This window comes from Streptomyces sp. NPDC031210 (assembly GCF_055570395.1).
This window is the reverse complement of the sequence record NZ_JBVIHH010000001.1, coordinates 105,273-122,739: the sequence shown is the minus strand read 5'-3', so window position 1 is coordinate 122,739 and position 17,467 is coordinate 105,273. Positions and strand designations below refer to the sequence as shown.

13 protein-coding genes are annotated in these 17,467 nt (G+C 72.7%); 8 read left to right on the top strand and 5 right to left on the bottom strand.

From position 1 onward, the window contains the following. Positions 1-61 precede the first annotated feature (61 nt). Both ACZ45Z_RS00600 and ACZ45Z_RS00595 read right to left on the bottom strand, forming a co-directional pair. Entirely contained in the window at positions 62-2,608 is a 2,547-nt protein-coding gene (locus tag ACZ45Z_RS00600; RefSeq protein WP_468353958.1) for a DHA2 family efflux MFS transporter permease subunit, read from the bottom strand. Between the two features lie 253 nt (positions 2,609-2,861). Continuing rightward, positions 2,862-3,305: an SRPBCC family protein gene (locus ACZ45Z_RS00595; protein ID WP_468353956.1), complete on the bottom strand. Its 444-nt coding sequence runs from the start codon at positions 3,303-3,305 to the stop codon at positions 2,862-2,864. A 155-nt stretch (positions 3,306-3,460) separates the two neighbouring features. Between ACZ45Z_RS00595 and ACZ45Z_RS00590 the strand changes: the two genes are divergently transcribed. Next, positions 3,461-4,471 (top strand): Rv2578c family radical SAM protein, encoded by a 1,011-nt coding sequence (locus ACZ45Z_RS00590; protein WP_468353954.1) that lies wholly within the window; start codon positions 3,461-3,463, stop codon positions 4,469-4,471. A 137-nt stretch (positions 4,472-4,608) separates the two neighbouring features. On the opposite strand, the gene ACZ45Z_RS00585 is transcribed toward ACZ45Z_RS00590, so the two are convergent. Then, complete coding sequence (locus ACZ45Z_RS00585; RefSeq protein WP_468353952.1) at positions 4,609-4,971, bottom strand: MerR family transcriptional regulator; 363 nt, start codon at positions 4,969-4,971, stop codon at positions 4,609-4,611. 86 nt (positions 4,972-5,057) lie between these two features. Beyond that, positions 5,058-5,849 carry an SDR family NAD(P)-dependent oxidoreductase gene (locus tag ACZ45Z_RS00580; RefSeq protein ID WP_468353950.1) on the bottom strand — a complete coding sequence of 264 codons (792 nt, stop codon included), beginning with the start codon at positions 5,847-5,849 and terminating at the stop codon, positions 5,058-5,060. A gap of 108 nt (positions 5,850-5,957) precedes the next feature. Here ACZ45Z_RS00580 and ACZ45Z_RS00575 point away from each other — a divergent pair, with 108 nt between their 5' ends. Beyond that, positions 5,958-6,257, top strand: a complete 300-nt coding sequence (locus ACZ45Z_RS00575; protein ID WP_468353948.1) for a hypothetical protein — start codon at positions 5,958-5,960, stop codon at positions 6,255-6,257. Here the strand turns inward: ACZ45Z_RS00575 and ACZ45Z_RS00570 are convergent. Further along, the gene (locus ACZ45Z_RS00570; RefSeq protein ID WP_468353946.1) at positions 6,203-6,901 is read right to left on the bottom strand and encodes a HEAT repeat domain-containing protein; all 699 of its coding nucleotides are present in this window, start codon (positions 6,899-6,901) and stop codon (positions 6,203-6,205) included. The genes ACZ45Z_RS00575 and ACZ45Z_RS00570 overlap by 55 nt on opposite strands. Positions 6,902-7,296: 395 nt before the next feature. Between ACZ45Z_RS00570 and ACZ45Z_RS00565 the strand changes: the two genes are divergently transcribed. The 6 genes from ACZ45Z_RS00565 (at position 7,297) to ACZ45Z_RS00540 (ending at position 17,467) form a co-directional block, all read left to right on the top strand. Beyond that, complete coding sequence (locus ACZ45Z_RS00565; RefSeq protein WP_468353944.1) at positions 7,297-9,117, top strand: 3-hydroxyacyl-CoA dehydrogenase family protein; 1,821 nt, start codon at positions 7,297-7,299, stop codon at positions 9,115-9,117. Positions 9,118-9,256: 139 nt separating this feature from the next. Next, positions 9,257-10,060, top strand: a complete 804-nt coding sequence (locus ACZ45Z_RS00560) for a TetR family transcriptional regulator (RefSeq protein ID WP_468353942.1) — start codon at positions 9,257-9,259, stop codon at positions 10,058-10,060. A gap of 64 nt (positions 10,061-10,124) precedes the next feature. After that, positions 10,125-12,653, top strand: a complete 2,529-nt coding sequence (locus tag ACZ45Z_RS00555; RefSeq protein WP_468353940.1) for a hypothetical protein — start codon at positions 10,125-10,127, stop codon at positions 12,651-12,653. 450 nt (positions 12,654-13,103) lie between these two features. After that, on the top strand, positions 13,104-14,441 hold the full coding sequence (gene ccrA / locus ACZ45Z_RS00550) for a crotonyl-CoA carboxylase/reductase (protein ID WP_468353938.1): 1,338 nt from the start codon (positions 13,104-13,106) through the stop codon (positions 14,439-14,441). A gap of 54 nt (positions 14,442-14,495) precedes the next feature. Beyond that, a complete protein-coding gene (locus ACZ45Z_RS00545; RefSeq protein WP_468353936.1) occupies positions 14,496-16,508 on the top strand; it encodes a protein meaA in 2,013 nt (670 codons plus the stop codon). Further along, positions 16,505-17,467, top strand: coding sequence for an HpcH/HpaI aldolase/citrate lyase family protein (locus tag ACZ45Z_RS00540; protein ID WP_468353935.1), 963 nt, complete (start codon positions 16,505-16,507; stop codon positions 17,465-17,467). Before ACZ45Z_RS00545 ends, ACZ45Z_RS00540 begins: the two co-directional genes overlap by 4 nt.

The following is a 17,467-nucleotide window of genomic DNA, read 5'->3' as shown; positions in this document are numbered from 1 at the left end:
CCCAGTGCGATCCAATACGGTCCCATGCGGTCCGCATCATGCGTGCGAGGCGGCCGAAGTCTCATTCCCCGTACCCCAGTTGGAGGTCGCGTTCGGTGCGGCCGTCGCCCGCTACCCGGAGGACGGTGGCGACCGGCGGGTAGCCGGCGGCGATGGCGGTGTACTCGCCGGCGGGGAGGTCGGCGAAGCGGAAGCGGCCGTCGGGGGCCGTCGTGGCGGTGGCGACGACGTCGCCTGCCGCGTCGAGGAGGGTGACGCGGGCGTCCTCGACGGGGCGGCCGCTGCCGGAGCGTACGGTTCCGCGCAGTGCCGGGCCGCCGTCGAGTTCGATGTCCTGGCAGGTCTCGCGGGACGCCTGGACGGTCACCGGCAGCGCCGTGGGCCGGAAGGCGGGCGCGCTGGAGGCGAGGGTGTACGCGCCGGCCACCAACTCGGCGAGGACGTAGCCGCCTTCGCGTCCGCTGCGGGTGGTGGCGACGACGTCGCCGCGCACGTCGGTGAGCGTGACCAGGGCGTCGCCCACGGGCGTGCCGTCGGAGGTGGTCACGGTGCCCGCGAGGCGGCCGGCGCCGCCGAGCACCACGTCGAGCTCGACCGGCCGCTCGCCGACGGTGACGCCGAGCGCCCGCGGCCGGTGTCCGCCCGCCGCGGCGATCAGCACGTAGGCGCCGGCGCGCGGCGTGCTCAGCGCGTACCGCCCGTCCTCGCCGGTGGCGCCGCGGCCGATCTGGCGGCCGGCCACGTCGATGAGGGTGAGGGCGGCGCGCGGAACGACGGTGCCGTCGTGGTGCCGGACCGTTCCGCGGACGGGGATGCCGGCCGGGGCCTGCGGGCGGCCGGGGACGGTGTGGGTGGCGGGGGCGCAGGGATCCGGTGCGGATGCGGACGGGCGGGTGGGCGGCGCGGCGGAGGAACGGGCTCGCGGGACGGCGGCGGGCGCGTCCGGTTCGCCGTACGAGGCATGCGGGGTCCGGGGAGTCAGCGAGCGGCGAGGGGCGTGCGACTTCGGGGGTTTCCCCTCCAGGAACGACGCCAGGGGCTTCTCCTTGAGGAAGAGGGCGAGCAGGAAGCCCACGGCGAGGACCGGGACGAGGAGGAGGAAGATCCGCGGCATGACGCTCGCGTAGGCGGTGGCGTAGTCGTCGCGCAGGGCCGTGGGCAGCGCGTGCACCAGTTGCGGAGTGAGCGACTCCGGGTCGAGCGGGCGCGCGGAGCCGGACCCGCGCGCGGACTCCGGGAGTTCGCGGGCGAGTCGGTCGGCCAGCCGGTTGGCCACGAGCGTGCCGAAGACGGCCGCGCCGACGCCGCCGCCGATCTGCCGGCAGAAGGTGTGGGCGCCGGTCGCGGTGCCGAGGTCGGCGGGGCGTACGGAGTTCTGGACGGCGAGCACCAGCACCGGCATGACCAGGCCGACGCCGAGGCCGAGGAGGCCCATCCAGACGCTGTGGACGCCGCGCTCGGTGTCCCGCGCCATCCTCGACAGCAGCCACACGCCCTGCGCGGCGAGCGCGCAGCCCAAGAGGGGGAAGAGCTTGTAGTGGCCGGTGCGGCTGACGAGCCGGCCCGAGAGCACCGAGCCGGTGACCACGCCGCCCATCATGGGGAGCATCAGCAGTGCGGACTCGGTCGCGGTGGCACCGTGGACCACGCGCAGGAAGGTCGGCAGACAGCCCGCGGCTCCGAAGAGCGCGACGCCGACGACGGCGCCGAGGAGGCCGGTGACGGTGAAGACCGGGTCGCGCAGGAGCCGGAGCGGGATCAGCGGTTCGGCGGCGAAGTACTCGACGGCGACGAACAGCAGGGCCGTGCCGAGCGCCCCGGCCCCCAGCCCGAGGACGATCCGCGAGTCCCAGGCGTACGTGGTGCCGGCCCAACTGGCCAGCAGCACCAGGCAGGTGGAGAAGGCGGCGAACAGCAGCGCGCCGGCGAGGTCGAGCCGGGCCCGGCCCGGGGGCCTGGGCAGTTTGAGGACGCACGCGACGACCAGGAGGGACAACAGGCCGAGGGGGACGTCGAGGTAGAAGCACCAGCGCCAGGAGGCGTGGTCGGTGACGTAGCCGCCGAGCAGCGGCCCGGCGACGGCGGCGAGCCCGAAGGCGGCGCCGATCAGGCCCATGAAGCGGCCGCGTTCGCGTGGCGGTACGAAGTCGGCGCTGATCGCCTGCACGCCGACCAGGAGTCCGCCGCCGCCCGCGCCCTGGACGGCGCGGAAGACGATCAGTTCGTCCATGGTGCGTGACCAGCTTGCCAGCGCCGAGCCGGCGACGAAGACGACGAGCGCGACCAGGAAGAGGGGTTTGCGGCCGAAGAGGTCGCCGAGCTTGCCGTAGAGGGGCAGCCCGGCGGTCGAGGCCAGCAGATAGGAGGTCACCGCCCAGGACAGGTGGTCCAGGCCGTGCAGCTCACCGGCGATCTGCGGGAGGGCGGTGGCGATGAGGGTCTGGTCGAGGGCCGCGAGCAGCAGGGAGAGCATCAGCCCGAGGAAGACCAGCCGGACCCGCCGGCGGCTCGGGGGCGGCGCGGCGCCGCCGTCGGGCAGGGCGGGCGCGGGCGCCCGGTCGGGCGGGCCGGCCCGTTCGTCCCGCTCGGTCAGGGTCGTCCCGCCCACGTACCGCTCCCCTCGTCACGCCTGTTGCCGCCCTTTCTCGCATCGGGCGACAACGACGATCAAGCGCGGTGAACGGGGCACGCGGGGCGGGAACGGACGTCAAGTGCGTTTCCCTGGGCGGCCATTGGGCTCTCAGCAGGGGTTTCACCGCGGCGGCCGGCCGGTGAGCCGGACGCCGCGGGGGCGCGGAAACCACCCGAACCGGTGAGCCTGGCGGAACCCCGGAAGGTTTACGGGGCGGCCGCCGCGTCGCTCACTTCTCGATGTGGGCGGCGAGGTTGGCGAGCGTCGCGTCGTGGATGCGGCCGAGCCCCTTGGGCGCGAAGGTCCTCTCGAAGAAGCCGCCGATGCCTCCGGCACCCTGCCAGGTGGTAGTGACGACGACGTTGGCGCGGCCCTCGCCGGCCGGGGTGACGACCCAGGTGGTCACCATGGAGGAGTTGCGGTCCTTCTCCACGAGCTGGCCGTCGGTCGGCTCGTCGACCTCCAGCAGGCAGTCGCGCACCCGCTTGCTCGTGGCCTGGAGCTTCCAGTGGACGAGGGTGCCCTTGCCGTCGCCGCCCTCGCGGACCTCGTACTCGCTGTAGTGCTCGGGCAGCAGCTTCTGGCGCGTGCCGGTGTAGTCGGCGAGCGCGTCGAACACGTCCTCCGGGTCCGCCGCGATCTCGCGCTGCGTGGTGGCCTCGACCTGACCCATGTGCGTCTTCCTCCAGTTACTCGGCTGCCGGTCTGCGGTGCGCGGCCAAGCCAACCACCCCCGGGGGGCACGCCCAAATCCGGGGGACGAGCACGATGGGAACGTATGTTCTATTATCGAGGGCGGGGGCTCGGCAGGACTTACGAGGAGGCCCGATGCGCTGGGACAATCTGGGCGAAAGCCCGGCCGCGCTGTTCGGCACGGACGTCGTCAGCAGGACGATCGACACCCCCGAATTCCGTGGAATCACCTTCCACGAGGTGCGCGCCCGCTCGATCGTCAACCGCGTACCGGGCGCCTCGCGCATGCCGTTCGAATGGACGGTGAACCCCTACCGCGGTTGCAGCCACGCCTGCGTGTACTGCTTCGCGCGCAAGACCCACAGCTACCTCGACCTGGACACCGGCCTCGGCTTCGACTCCCAGATCGTGGTGAAGGTCAACGCGCCCGACCTGCTGCGCCGCGAGCTGGCGGCGTCCCGCTGGCGCGGCGATCACATAGCGATGGGCACCAACGTCGACTGCTATCAGCGCGCGGAGGGCCGCTACCGCCTCATGCCCGGCATCATCACGGCGCTGCGCGACCGGGCCAACCCCTTCTCGATCCTCACCAAGGGCACGCTGATCCTGCGCGACCTGGACCTGCTGCGGCAGGCCGCCGAGGTCACCGACGTCAGCGTCTCCGTCTCCGTGGGCTTCCTGGACGGCGAGCTGTGGCGCACGGTCGAGCCCGGCACGCCCGCCCCGGAGCGCCGGCTGGACGTGGTGCGCGCCTGCGCCGAGCACGGCATCTCCTCCGGCGTTCTGATGGCGCCCGTCATCCCGTTCCTCAGTGACGCGCCGGAGCAGCTACGCGCCACGGTGCGCGCCATCGCACAGGCCGGTGCCGGTTCGGTCACCCCGCTGGTACTGCATCTGCGGCCCGGCGCCCGCGAGTGGTTCATGGCCTGGCTCGGCCACCACCATCCGCACCTGGTGGAGCGCTACGAGCGGATGTACGCCGGCGGCTCGTACGCCCCCAAGTGGTACCAGCGCCAGATCACCCGCCAGGTCCACGAACTCGCCACGGAGTACGGCATCGGCCCCGCCCGGCCCGGCGAGGCCCGCCGCGTCCGGCCGCCGGCGGCCGATCCGCCGTCGGAACCTGTCCAGTTGACGCTGCTCTGAGCGCGCGTTCCGGGGAGCTATGACCGTGGGCGCTCCGATCGTCCGGGATCAGGCCGTGGGAGCTCCGATCGTGGCTGATCAGGACGTCGGTGATCAGGACCTGGCTGATCAGGCGTGGGTGATCGTGCCGTGGTGGGTCAGGCCGACGACGGCGTGGAGGCGGTCGCCAGGGCGCGCGCCAGGCGGTCGCGCGCCTCGGTCTGGGCCGCTATCCGTGCGTCGATGACGGCGAGGCGGTCGCGGGCGATGCGCAGGCCCTCCGGTGAGGGCGGCCGACTGGTCAGGTCGCCGTCCAGGCAGTGCGTGAAGCACTGGACGTCGGCGAGCGTGAGGCCGGCTCGCAGGAGGTGGAGGATGTTGCGGACGCGTACGGCCGCGCGCGCGTCGTAGACACGGTAGCCGTTGGCCGCCCGCTCCGACTCGATCAGGCCCTCGCGCTCGTAGTTGCGCAACGCGCGCGGCGACGCCCCTGTGACCTGCGCCAACTCCCCGATCCGCACCCGGACCACCTCCCCGTCGCCCCTTTTTACCAAAGGGCGTCTCTCCCCAAGGGCCTCGGGAGGGGGGCAGGGGTCGCGGCGCCGGCTCAGCCGACCACCGCGCCGCCGTCGACCGGGAGGATCACCCCCGTCACGAAGGACGCGGACGGCGCGGCGAGTTGGAGAACCGCCCAGGCCACCTCCTCGGGTCGGCCGACCCGCCCCACCGGGGTGTGCTCGATCTGCCACTTCCGTACGGCTCGCCGCCGCTCCGGGGACCAGCCCTGGTGCAGGGCGATCGGGGTCTCGATCGCGCCGGGGGCGACGGCGACGACCCGGACACCACGCGGCGCGAGCTCCACCGCCCAGCTACGGGTGAGGAGTTCGAGGCCGGTCTTGGTCGCGGCGTAGACCGCGTTGCCCGGCCAAGCGCGCTGCCCGACCGAGGTGCTGATGTTGACCACCACCCCGCCGGTCCGCTCCAGGTGGGGCACGGCCTCCTGGGTCAGCAGCACCGGCGCGACGAGGTTGGTGGCGAGCTGCGGGACGATCCCCTCCTTGGTGTACATGCCCAGTGCGCCGCTGCCGACCACCGCCGCGTTGTTCACCAGCACATCCACCCGGCCGTAGGTGTCGGCGGCGTGCCGCACGAGGGCCTCGGGCGCCCCGTCCGCGGTGATGTCGGCGACGTACGGGACGATCGCGCCGCCCCCGGCCCCGGAGTCCCGGGCCGTCTCGGCCAGTGGCTCCGCCCGGCGCCCCACGGCCACCACGCGCGCCCCCTCGGCCGCGAAGGCGCGGGCGGTGGCGCGGCCGATTCCGGTCCCGGCGCCGGTGACGATCACGACCCGGGCGTGCGTGCCGGGCGCGCGGGGCCCGGTGCTCGTTGTCTGTTCCATGCCGGCAGTCTCGAACCCTGCCCCAGGCGTCAAGGTCAAGCCGGCCGCCGCATCCACCGTCCACCGTGCAGAGGAAAACCCGTTGCCCCCGCTCCTGGCCTGTCCTTCATGCTGGCGTACGCCGGGCTGATGCCGCGGGCCTACCTCGACGCGATGAGCGTCGCGCGGGACCGGTACGGAGCGTGCGTACGCGACCGGTTTCCGCACTCTGTGTCTGTGGGTGGTGCGCGGCAACGTCTGTGGGTGGTGCGCGGCAACGCCCGCGCCCGGCGGTTCTACGAGCGGGCCGGGTTCGTACCGGACGGGCCCGAGGCGGCGGACGAGGTGGGCGGCGCGGCCGTCCCGGAGCCGCGCTATCGGCGCTCGCTGGTTCCGGTCCCCGGGGCGTCGCCGCGCCGCGCGTCCTGACTCCGGGCGGCGGCGCCGTCCTCCCCCGCCTCCTCCTCCGTCGCCTCGTGGACGCCCAGCCGCGCCAGGGACGCGCCCGCGGCGGCCGCGAGCCGGGGATGGCCGACGGCCGCGGTGAGCACCGGCACGGCGCGCCGGTCGCCCAGCGCGCCCAGCCCCTCGACGCAGGCCAGCGCCACCCGCCAGTACGGGTTGTGCGGGGTGAGCAGCCGCTCCAGGGTGGCGATCAGCGCCGGTACGGACTGCGGGGCGCGGAGCTCGGCGAGCAGCCGGACGGGGTGCAGCGCGTAGGCGGTGCGCAGCGGGTTGGTGGCGAGCGCGGCAGCGGCGCGGGCGGTGCGCGGGTCGCCGAGCCGGCCCAGGGCGTGGGCCGCTGTGGCGCAGCGGACCGGGTCGCGGTAGTTCAGCAGCAGGACCAGGGTCTCGAAGGCACGTTTGTCGCCGGCGCAGCCCAGGACGAAGGCGGCGATCTCCCTGGCCCACAGGGGCCGCTCGACGGCGACCAGCATGCGGGCCAGTTCCTCGCGCCCGGCCGGGGTGTTCTTGCGGGCCAGTGCGAGGAGCCGTTCGTAGGCGACGAGGTCCTGGGGGGAGCGCAGTTCGGTCCGTACCCGGTCCGTCAACTCGTGGAATTCGTCTTCCATTTGTCGCTTCCCTCCCGCCGGGCATCCCCGGTCCGTGCGACGTGGCCCGCGCCACAGCCTAATGACCCGGCCTACCCCTGGCGCTGCGGTTACCCACGAGTTAACCTGCTGGCACGAGCAGCACCCCTGCTCGGGCGGCCTGGTGACGCAGCCGCCACAGAGTGAAGTCGGTTCGGCACCGCACAGCACGACATCTGTACGGAGAATGACGGCACGGCCCCGGGACAGGGCCCGCCGCCTCTCCCTCCCCCCGCCAGCGCTGCCCGCGGTGCTGCGGCTCCCGCGGCCTTCGCCGCCACCCGCAGCCGCATACCGCTTCTCGCCGCGCCTGCGCGGACACTCCTCAGTCGTCACCTCTCCCCTGCCCTCAGGGGAACACCCTCTGGAGTCTCGCGATGGGCCCTCAGTCCACACCGGACCTCTCAACTGATGTCTCCCCCTCGTCCCTTTCCACCGTGGCCGTCGTCGGCCTCGGCACCATGGGCACCGGTATCGCCGAGGTGCTGACCCGGGCCGGCCGCGAGGTCATCGGGATCGACACCGACGAAGCCGCGGCACGGCACGCCGTCGCCACCCTCGAAGCCTCCACCGCCCGTGCCGTCGGGCGCGAGCGGATCACCGAGCGGGAGCGCCAGGACATCCTGGCCCGCTTCCGCACCTTCTGCGATCTCCAGGCCGCCGCGGACGCCGATCTCGTCATCGAGGTGGTCCCGGAGGACTACGAGCTCAAGCGGCAGGTCATCACCACGCTGGACGGCATCGTGCGGCCGGAGACCATCCTGGCCACGGGCACGAACGCGCTGTCGGTCACCCGGCTCGCCGCCGATTCGCAGCGCCCCGAGCGCGTCCTCGGTCTGCACTTCTTCAACCCCGCGCCGGCCATGAAGCTGGTCGAGGTGGTCTCCTCGGTGCTCACCGCGCCGACCGTGGTCACCGCCGTCACCGCGCTCGCCCGCGACCTGGGCAAGGACCCCATCGCGGTCGGCGACCGCCCGGGATTCGTCGCCGACGGCCTGCTGTTCGGCTACCTCAACCAGGCCGCCGCGATGTACGAGTCCAAGTACGCCACCCGCGAGGACATCGACGCGGCGATGCGGCTCGGCTGCGGCCTGCCGATGGGGCCGCTGGCCCTGCTGGACCTGATCGGCGTGGACACCGCCCGTACGGTCCTGGAAGCGATGTACGCCGACTCCCGCGACCGGCTGCACGCCCCCGCGCCGATCCTGGGCCAGCTCGCCGAGGCGGGTCTCACCGGCCGCAAGGCGGGCCGCGGTTTCTACACGTACGAGGCGCCGGGCAGCGCCACGGTCGTGCCGGACGCGCTCAGCCCGGCCGCCGCCGACGAGGTCGCCGCCGGCCGTACGGTCCGCAGCGTCGGCGTCGCCGGTTCGGGGACGATGGCCAGCGGCATCGCCGAGGTCTTCGCCAAGGCGGGCTTCGAGGTCGTCCTGGCGGCCCGCAGCCCGGAGAAGGCGGAGGTGGCCAAGGCCCGGATCGCCAAGTCGCTGGGCCGCTCGGTGGACAAGGGCAGGCTCACCGCCGAGGCACGCGATGCCGCACTCGCCGCGATCACCCCGGCCGGTTCGCTCGACGCCTTCGCCGACGTCGACCTGGCGGTCGAGGCGGTGGCCGAGGACCTGGAGGTCAAGCAGCAGCTCTTCGCGACGCTGGACAAGGTGTGCAAGCCGGGCGCCGTCCTGGCCACCACCACCTCCTCGCTGCCCGTCGTGGCCTGCGCCCGCGCCACCTCGCGTCCGCAGGACGTCATCGGGATGCACTTCTTCAACCCGGCGCCCGCGATGAAGCTGGTGGAGGTGGTGCGGACGGTCCTGACGGCCGACGATGTGCACGCCACCGTGCGGGCGGTCTGCGCCAAGGTCCGCAAGCACGCCGTGGACTGCGGTGACCGCGCCGGGTTCATCGTGAACGCGCTGCTGTTCCCGTACCTGAACAACGCGATCAAGATGGTCCAGGAGCACTACGCCACCCTGGACGACATCGACGCCGCCATGAAGCTCGGCGGCGGCTACCCCATGGGCCCCTTCGAGCTCCTGGATGTCGTCGGGCTCGATGTCTCGCTGGCCATCGAGAAGGTGCTGCACGCCGAGTTCCGCGACCCGGGGCTGGCCCCCGCGCCGCTGCTGGAGCACCTCGTCGCCGCGGGCTGCCTCGGCCGCAAGACCGGCCGCGGCTTCCGTGAGTACGCCCGCCGCTGACGGGTGGGGGCGTCCCCTGCCGCAAGCGGGGGGAGGGTGGGGCGGACTGCTGGAGCCACCGGACGGTCCGCCCCAGGTCACGGGGGTGCGAGCGGCAGCGAATGCCGCAGGTCGCGTCAATATGCAGTACCGTCCCCCCATGTCCCAGCCCGCTCGTACGCAGTCCCCCGACGCCCCCGACACCAGCACTCCCGGCACCCGCCGCGCGGCCGCGCAACGGCTCAAAATGCGCCGCGAATTGTCGGCGGCGGCGATGGAACTGTTCGCGACCAAGGGCTACGAGGCGACGACGGTCGACGAGATCGCGGCCGCCGCGGGCGTCGCCCGCCGCACCTTCTTCCGCCACTTCCGCTCCAAGGAAGAGGCGATCTTCCCCGACCACGACGACACCCTGGTGCGCGCCGAGGCCGTGCTGGACGCCGCCCCGCCGCACGAGAACCCCCTCGACACCGTCTGCCGCGGTATCAAGGAGGTCATGCGGATGTACGCGGCCTCACCGGCCGTGTCCGTGGCCCGCTACCGCCTCACCCGCGAGGTGCCGACCCTGCGCGAGGCCGAGATCGCCTCGGTGGCCCGCTACGAGCGGCTGTTCACCCGCTATCTGCTGGGCCACTTCGACGAGGGCGCGCACCGCGAGGGCGACGACGATCCGCTGCTCGCCGAGGTCGCCGCGTCCGCGGTGGTCACCGCGCACAACCACGTGCTGCGGCGCTGGCTGCGGGCCGGCGCGGAGGGCGATGTCGAGGCCCAGCTCGACCACGCCTTCGAGATCGTCCGGGAGACGTTCGGCACCGGTATCGGCGCGGGCCGCGGCACGAGCGGCGACACCCCGCCGGCGGCCGTCTCGCGCGAGGGCGAGGTGCTGGTCGCCGTCGCGCGGACGGACGCCCCGCTGGACGAGGTCATGCGCACCATCCGCAAGGCGATCAAAGAGCGTGGCTGATCCCGTACGGGCCTGATCACCCAACCGACTGACGCGCCCGGCCCGCTCGTGTTATCCACTGAGCGTGGATGACGCGAGCGGGGCGGGGGCGGCGCCTGGGGAAGGGGAGGCGGCCGGCGCCGGCCCGGCTCCCGCCGTGCACAACCGGGTCAGCGGCGGCGCGTCCTCCGGATATCTCGTACAGACCGGCGTCGCCCACTTCCACGGCGGGCCGCCGGTCCTCCGCTCCCTGAACGGACTGCCGCCCCGCCCCGCCGTCCTGGTGGGCCGCGACAAGCCGCTGGCCGAGCTGCTCGCCCTGCTGGCCCCCGGCCGCGGCCGGGGCCCGCTCGTGACCACCGCCGTCACCGGCGAGGGCGGCGTCGGCAAGTCCGCGCTGGTCGCGGCGGCGGCGCACGAAGCAGTGGCCCGCCGGTGGTTCCCCGGCGGTGTCCTGTACGCCGACGCGGGCGCGCACAGCCGTCAGGAACCGGCCGGCGTCGAGGAGTTGCTGGGCACCTGGCTGCGCGCGTTCGGCATTCCCGGCGACCAGCTCCAGCCGCACCGGGACGGCCTGAAGACCCAGTTCCGCAGCGTCCTGCGCGATCAGGGCGGCGCCGTACTCGTCCTGCTCGACGACGTCCCGGCCGACGACTCGCTGCACGAGCTGATACCGCCCGACGACCGCCACCGCCTTCTGGTGACCGCCCGGGTCGTCCCGGACGATCCCCGGTTCACGGTGCTGCCCCTGGGCCCGCTCGCGCCCGAGGACTCGCGCGCCCTGCTGGAGTCGGAGTCCAGCGGCCTGGCCCGGGGCCCGGAACTCGACGAGATCGCCGAAATCGCCGCCCTGTGCGAGCACTTACCCCTCGCCCTGACCGTGGTGGCCGGCCGCCTGCGGATGGCCACCGACAGCACCCGGCGCGCGCTGGCCGCGCTGCGCCCGCCCGACGAGCGGCTGAGCGAACTCGGCCCCGTACGGCAGGCGTTCGACGCCTCCTACCGCGCGCTCGGGCCGGGGGACGCCCGGATGCTGCGCCGGCTCGGGCTGCACCCCGGCACCGGGATCGACGCCGGGTCCGCGGCCGCGCTGGCCGGCACCTCCCCGGGGGACGCCGACCGCACGCTGCGCCGCCTGGTGGGCGCCCATCTGCTGCTCCCCCTCGGCACCGACGGCCGGGTCCGTTTCCACGACCTGTTGCGGCTCTACGCACGGGAGTTGCCGGTCAAGGAGGAGCCGGCGGCCGACCGCACCGCGGCGCTCGCCCGCCTGCTGGGGTACTACGGCGAGCGGGCGGCGGACGCCGACGACGCCTGGTTCGAGCGGGAGCGGGGCGCGCTGGCGACCGTGGTGGCGCGGGCGGTGGAGCACGGGCTGTACGACCGGGTGGAGCCGGTGGCCCAGCCGCTGGTGGCGTACCTGATACGGCGGACGCGGACCGTGGACGCGCTGTCGGTGCTGCGGCAGGCGGTGCTGGCGGCGCAGCGGTGCGCGGACCACCGGCGGGAGGCGGAGCTGCTGCTGACGATGCGGCGCCAGTACCGCGCGCTGGAGCGCTGGCGGGAGGCCAAGGAGTGTGCCGAGGCGGGCCAGTTGGCCCGTATCCGGCTCGGGGTGCACTCCCCCGAGCTGGACGACGAGTTCGCCGAGCAGGCGGCGGAGCACGGTGATCACGAGGCGGCGGCGCATCACCGGAGGCGGGCCGCGAAGTCCTGGGAGCGGCGGGCGGACGGCCGCCGGCTGGCGGCCTCGCTCAGCGCCCTGGGGGACGCCCTGGAGGCGCTGGGCCACTCCGGGCGCGCCGCGGAGGTCTACCGGCGGGCGACGGAGGCGGCCGAGGCGTCGGACGACCTGGTGGTGGCCGCGCACTCGTGGCTGAAACTGGCGGGGTGCGCCGTGCACCGGCACAACCGGCCGCTGGTGCTGGCGCAGTTGCGCCGGGGGCTGGAGAGGGCCCGTGCGGCGCGCGATCTGCGGGCGACGATCGAGGCGCTGGCGCTGCTGGCGCAGGCGGAGATCCAGTCGGGGCGGACGCCGGCCGCGGAGCCGCTGCTGAGCGAGGCCATCACGCTGGCCGACGCCAACCATCTGCCGCTGCTGCGCAACCGCCTGTTGGGGATCGAGCTGGCGCGGCTGAAGCTGGAGGCGAAGCCGGAGGCGGCGGCGGCGCTCCAGGAGCGGGTGGAGCGGCCCGGGAGGCAGCCGCCGCCCCTGGTGCCCGAGCCGCCGGTGGCCGGCGCCGCCCGGCACGTACGGCCGGTGCTGGTGCGGTTGCTCACCCTGCCGGCCTGTGGCGCGCTGTGGGCGCTGGGCTGCCTGGTGGCGGCGCCCGCCGAGGGGGCGCCGCAGTTGGTGTGGCTGGGACAGCTTGCCCTGGTCTGCGCGACGGCGTGGGGCGCGCGGCGGGTGTGGTTGCGGGGGCGCGGCACCCGGCTCGGTGATCTGGTGGCGGTCTGCGCGCACCGCCTGCACGTCCCGGCCGCCGCGCTGCTGGCCGCCGCGGGCGCGTGGGCGGGTGCGGTGCGGGGTTCTTCGGTGGCGGTGGCGCTGCTGGTGCTGCACAGCGGGGCGCAGGTGTGGCCGGGCGTGCGGGAGCGGTGGCGGCGGCGCTGACCGGTTCCCGACACGGATGGCGTAATCGTCCGCGGCCGAGCCGCATCCGTCGCAACGTGCCCAAACAGGGGTTTATCCCTGCTGGCGAGGACGCTTATTGCTCATGCGTGCCGGGCGGATGACATCTGAGAGAAATTCTTGGCACTCAGTGTCTTGTCGAGTGGCACGCGGTGTCATACGTTGAGGGTGTCCGGGCGGCCGGCGCGCAGAGACCTCTCGTGCGCCGGCTGTCCCAGCAAGCCACTCGTGGCCTGCCCGCCCGGACGCCTGCGTCACAGGCACCCCCGCGCTCACCAGCGCTGCCAGGCACCGCGACCGGCATCTCCGCGACAAGGCGGAGACGGCGGACGAGGCGCCACCCCGGCCGAACCGACGGCACCACCTCCGCACCACCCCCGACGTTCCCTCAAGCCGTTCCCTCAAAAAAACGCGCTTCGCCGGAGGCACACCGTGAACGAAATCCTGGACGCGATCCTCGCGCCTGACACCACCAGCGACGACTTCGCCGCGCTGACCATCCCCGAGTCCTACCGCGCGGTGACCGTGCACAAGGACGAGGTCGAGATGTTCTCCGGCCTCACCACCAGGGAGAAGGACCCGCGCAAGTCGCTGCACGTCGAGGACGTGCCGGTGCCCGAGCTGGGCCCGGGTGAGGCACTGGTGGCCGTGATGGCCTCCTCCGTGAACTACAACTCCGTGTGGACCTCGATCTTCGAGCCGGTCTCCACCTTCAGCTTCCTGGAGCGCTACGGCCGCCTCTCGGAGCTCACCAAGCGCCACGACCTGCCCTACCACGTCATCGGCTCGGACCTGGCCGGCGTCGTGCTGCGTACCGGCCCCGGCGTCAACGCCTGGAACCCCGGCGACGAGGTCGTCGCGCACTGCCTGTCCGTCGAGCTGGAGTCCTCCGACGGCCACAACGACACCATGCTCGACCCGGAGCAGCGGATCTGGGGCTTCGAGACCAACTTCGGCGGCCTCGCCGAGATCGCCCTGGTCAAGTCCAACCAGCTCATGCCCAAGCCCCAGCACCTGAGCTGGGAGGAGGCGGCGGCCCCCGGCCTGGTCAACTCGACCGCCTACCGCCAGTTGGTCTCCCGTAACGGCGCCGGCATGAAGCAGGGCGACAACGTCCTGATCTGGGGCGCGAGCGGCGGCCTGGGCAGCTACGCGACCCAGTTCGCGCTGGCCGGCGGCGCCAACCCGATCTGCGTGGTCTCCAGCGACCAGAAGGCGGAGATCTGCCGGAAGATGGGCGCCGAGGCGATCATCGACCGCAACGCCGAGGGCTACAAGTTCTGGAAGGACGAGCACACCCAGGACCCGAAGGAGTGGAAGCGCTTCGGCAAGCGCATCCGCGAGCTCACCGGCGGCGAGGACATCGACATCGTCTTCGAGCACCCCGGCCGCGAGACCTTCGGCGCGAGCGTCTACGTCACCCGCAAGGGCGGCACCATCACCACCTGCGCCTCGACCTCGGGCTACATGCACGAGTACGACAACCGCTACCTGTGGATGTCGCTGAAGCGGATCATCGGCTCGCACTTCGCGAACTACCGCGAGGCGTGGGAGGCCAACCGCCTGATCGCCAAGGGCAAGATCCACCCCACCCTGTCCAAGGTGTACTCCCTGGAGGACACCGGCCAGGCCGCCTACGACGTGCACCGCAACCTCCACCAGGGCAAGGTCGGCGTGCTGGCGCTGGCCCCGGAAGAGGGTATGGGTGTGCGCGACGAGGAGATGCGCGCCAAGCACCTCGACGCCATCAACCTGTTCCGCGACGCGTAGGCGCCGGGGAACGACAACCGGTCGCGACACCTGAACCAGAGATACGGGTCACACATGACTGAGCGTCAGAAGGATCGTCCGTGGCTGATGCGGACGTACGCCGGGCACTCCACCGCCGAGGCGTCCAACGAGCTGTACCGGCGCAACCTCGCCAAGGGCCAGACCGGCCTGTCGGTCGCGTTCGACCTCCCGACGCAGACCGGTTATGACCCCGACCACGTCCTCGCCCGCGGCGAGGTCGGCCGGGTGGGTGTCCCGGTCTCCCACCTCGGAGACATGCGGCGGCTGTTCCAGGACATCCCGCTGGACCGGATGAACACCTCGATGACCATCAACGCCACCGCCATGTGGATGCTGGCGATGTACCAGGTGGTCGCCGAGGAGCAGGGCGCCGACGTCAGCAAGCTGTCGGGGACGACGCAGAACGACATCGTCAAGGAGTACCTCTCGCGCGGGACGCACGTCTTCCCGCCCGGGCCCTCGCTCCGGCTGACGACGGACATGATCGCCTACACGGTCAGCCACCTGCCCAAGTGGAACCCGATCAACATCTGCTCGTACCACCTCCAGGAAGCGGGCGCCACACCCGTCCAGGAGATCGCGTACGCGATGAGCACCGCCATCGCGGTGCTCGACGCCGTGCGCGACTCCGGGCAGGTGCCACCGGAGAAGTTCGGCGACGTCGTGGCCCGTATCTCCTTCTTCGTCAACGCCGGCGTCCGGTTCGTCGAGGAGATGTGCAAGATGCGCGCCTTCGGCCGCATCTGGGACCGCGTCACCCGCGAGCGGTACGGCATCGAGGACACCAAGCAGCGCCGCTTCCGCTACGGCGTGCAGGTCAACTCGCTGGGCCTGACCGAGGCGCAGCCGGAGAACAACGTCCAGCGGATCGTGCTGGAGATGCTGGCCGTCACGCTCTCCAAGGACGCCCGCGCCCGCGCGGTCCAGCTCCCCGCCTGGAACGAGGCGCTGGGGCTGCCGCGGCCGTGGGACCAGCAGTGGTCGCTGCGCATCCAGCAGGTCCTGGCGCACGAGAGCGACCTGCTGGAGTACGAGGACATCTTCGCCGGCTCGCACGTCATCGAGGCCAAGGTCGAGGCACTGGTCACCGACTCCCTGGCCGAGATGGCGCGGATCGAGGAGATGGGCGGCGCGATGGCGGCCGTGGAGTCCGGCTACCTCAAGTCGCAGTTGGTCTCCGCCCACGCCGAGCGGCGGGCCCGGATCGAGGCGGGCGACGAGAAGATCGTCGGCGTCAACTGCTACGAGTCCACCGAGCCCAACCCGCTGACCGCCGATCTCGACACCGCCATCATGACGGTCGACCCGGCCAACGAGGCGCGCGTCGTGCGGGCCCTGCACGAGTGGCGGGACAACCGCGACGAGGGGCGCGCCCAGGAAGCGCTGTCGGCCTTGAAGAAGACGGCGGCCGGCGACACCAACCTCTTCGCGGCCACCCTCGAATGCGCCCGCGCCGGGGTCACGACCGGCGAATGGGCCTGGGCGCTGCGGGACGTCTTCGGCGAGTTCCGGGCGCCCACGGGCGTCTCCAGCGCGCCGGTCGCGGTCACCGCCGAGGCCGGCACCCCGCTCGCGGCGGTCCGTGAGAAGGTCGCGCGGACCGCGGCCGAACTCGGCAGCGGCAAGCTGCGCCTGCTGGTCGGCAAGCCCGGCCTGGACGGGCACAGCAACGGCGCCGAGCAGATCGCCGTACGGGCCCGGGACGCGGGCTTCGAGGTGGTCTACCAAGGCATCCGGCTCACCCCGGAGCAGATCGTCTCGGCGGCCGTCGCCGAGGACGTGCACTGCGTCGGACTGTCGATCCTCTCCGGTTCGCACGCCGAGCTCGTGCCGGACGTACTGGCCCGCCTGCGGCGCACCGGCGTCGACGACATGCCCGTCATCGTCGGCGGAATCATCCCCTCCGCCGATGCGACCGCCCTCCGGGAAGCCGGGGTCGCGGCCGTGTTCACACCCAAGGACTTCGGTATCACGGAGATCATCGGCCGTATCGTCGACGAGATCCGGAAAGCGAACAAGCTCGACCCTCTGGAGGTCCCCGCATGACCCAGGTCAACCGTCTGCGCCCGCGCCGCTCCTGCCTCGCGGTCCCCGGCAGCAACCCCCGCTTCCTGGAGAAGGCCCAGGGCCTGCCGGCCGACCAGGTCTTCCTGGACCTGGAGGACGCCTGCGCCCCGCTGGCCAAGGAAGGCGCCCGGCACAACATCGTCGACGCGCTGAACAACGGTGACTGGACCGGCAAGACGCGGGTCGTGCGGGTCAACGACTGGACCACGCACTGGACGTACCGGGACGTCATCACGGTCGTCGAGGGCGCGGGCCCCAACCTCGACTGCATCATGCTGCCGAAGGTCCAGGACGCCCAGCAGGTCGTGGCGCTCGACCTGCTGCTGACGCAGATCGAGAAGACGATGGGCTTCGAGGTCGGCAAGATCGGCATCGAGGCGCAGATCGAGAACGCCAAGGGTCTGGTCAACGTCGACGAGATCGCCGGCGCCTCGTCGCGCCTGGAGACCATCATCTTCGGCCCGGCCGACTTCATGGCGTCCATCAACATGAAGACGCTCGTGGTCGGTGAGCAGCCGCCCGGTTACGGCGCCGACGCCTACCACTACATCCTGATGCGCATCCTGATGGCGGCTCGTACCTACGATCTCCAGGCGATCGACGGCCCCTACCTTCAGATCAAGAACGTTGACGGGTACCGCGAGGTCGCCGGCCGCGCCGCCGCCCTCGGTTTCGACGGCAAGTGGGTGCTGCACCCCGGTCAGGTCGAGGCCGCGAACGAGGTCTTCTCCCCCTCCCAGGAGGACTACGACCACGCCGAGCTGATCCTGGACGCCTACGAGTGGCACACCTCGGAGGCGGGCGGCGCCAAGGGTTCGGCGATGCTCGGCGACGAGATGATCGACGAGGCGAGCCGCAAGATGGCGCTGGTCGTCTCCGGCAAGGGCCGGGCCGCCGGCATGACCCGTACGTCCAAGTTCGAGGCCCCGGAGGCGTAA

Excerpts from the sequence above, each read along its gene's own strand:
- ACZ45Z_RS00575 (WP_468353948.1), top strand. The coding sequence starts at position 5,958 with ATGCTGGCGTACGCCGGGCTGATGCCGCGGGCCTACCTCGACGCGATG.
- ACZ45Z_RS00560 (WP_468353942.1), top strand. The coding sequence starts at position 9,257 with ATGTCCCAGCCCGCTCGTACGCAGTCCCCCGACGCCCCCGACACCAGC.
- ACZ45Z_RS00565 (WP_468353944.1), top strand. The coding sequence starts at position 7,297 with ATGGGCCCTCAGTCCACACCGGACCTCTCAACTGATGTCTCCCCCTCG.
- ACZ45Z_RS00590 (WP_468353954.1), top strand. The coding sequence starts at position 3,461 with ATGCGCTGGGACAATCTGGGCGAAAGCCCGGCCGCGCTGTTCGGCACG.
- ACZ45Z_RS00545 (WP_468353936.1), top strand. The coding sequence starts at position 14,496 with ATGACTGAGCGTCAGAAGGATCGTCCGTGGCTGATGCGGACGTACGCC.
- ACZ45Z_RS00570 (WP_468353946.1), bottom strand. The coding sequence starts at position 6,901 with ATGGAAGACGAATTCCACGAGTTGACGGACCGGGTACGGACCGAACTG.
- ACZ45Z_RS00595 (WP_468353956.1), bottom strand. The coding sequence starts at position 3,305 with ATGGGTCAGGTCGAGGCCACCACGCAGCGCGAGATCGCGGCGGACCCG.
- ACZ45Z_RS00540 (WP_468353935.1), top strand. The coding sequence starts at position 16,505 with ATGACCCAGGTCAACCGTCTGCGCCCGCGCCGCTCCTGCCTCGCGGTC.
- ACZ45Z_RS00580 (WP_468353950.1), bottom strand. The coding sequence starts at position 5,849 with ATGGAACAGACAACGAGCACCGGGCCCCGCGCGCCCGGCACGCACGCC.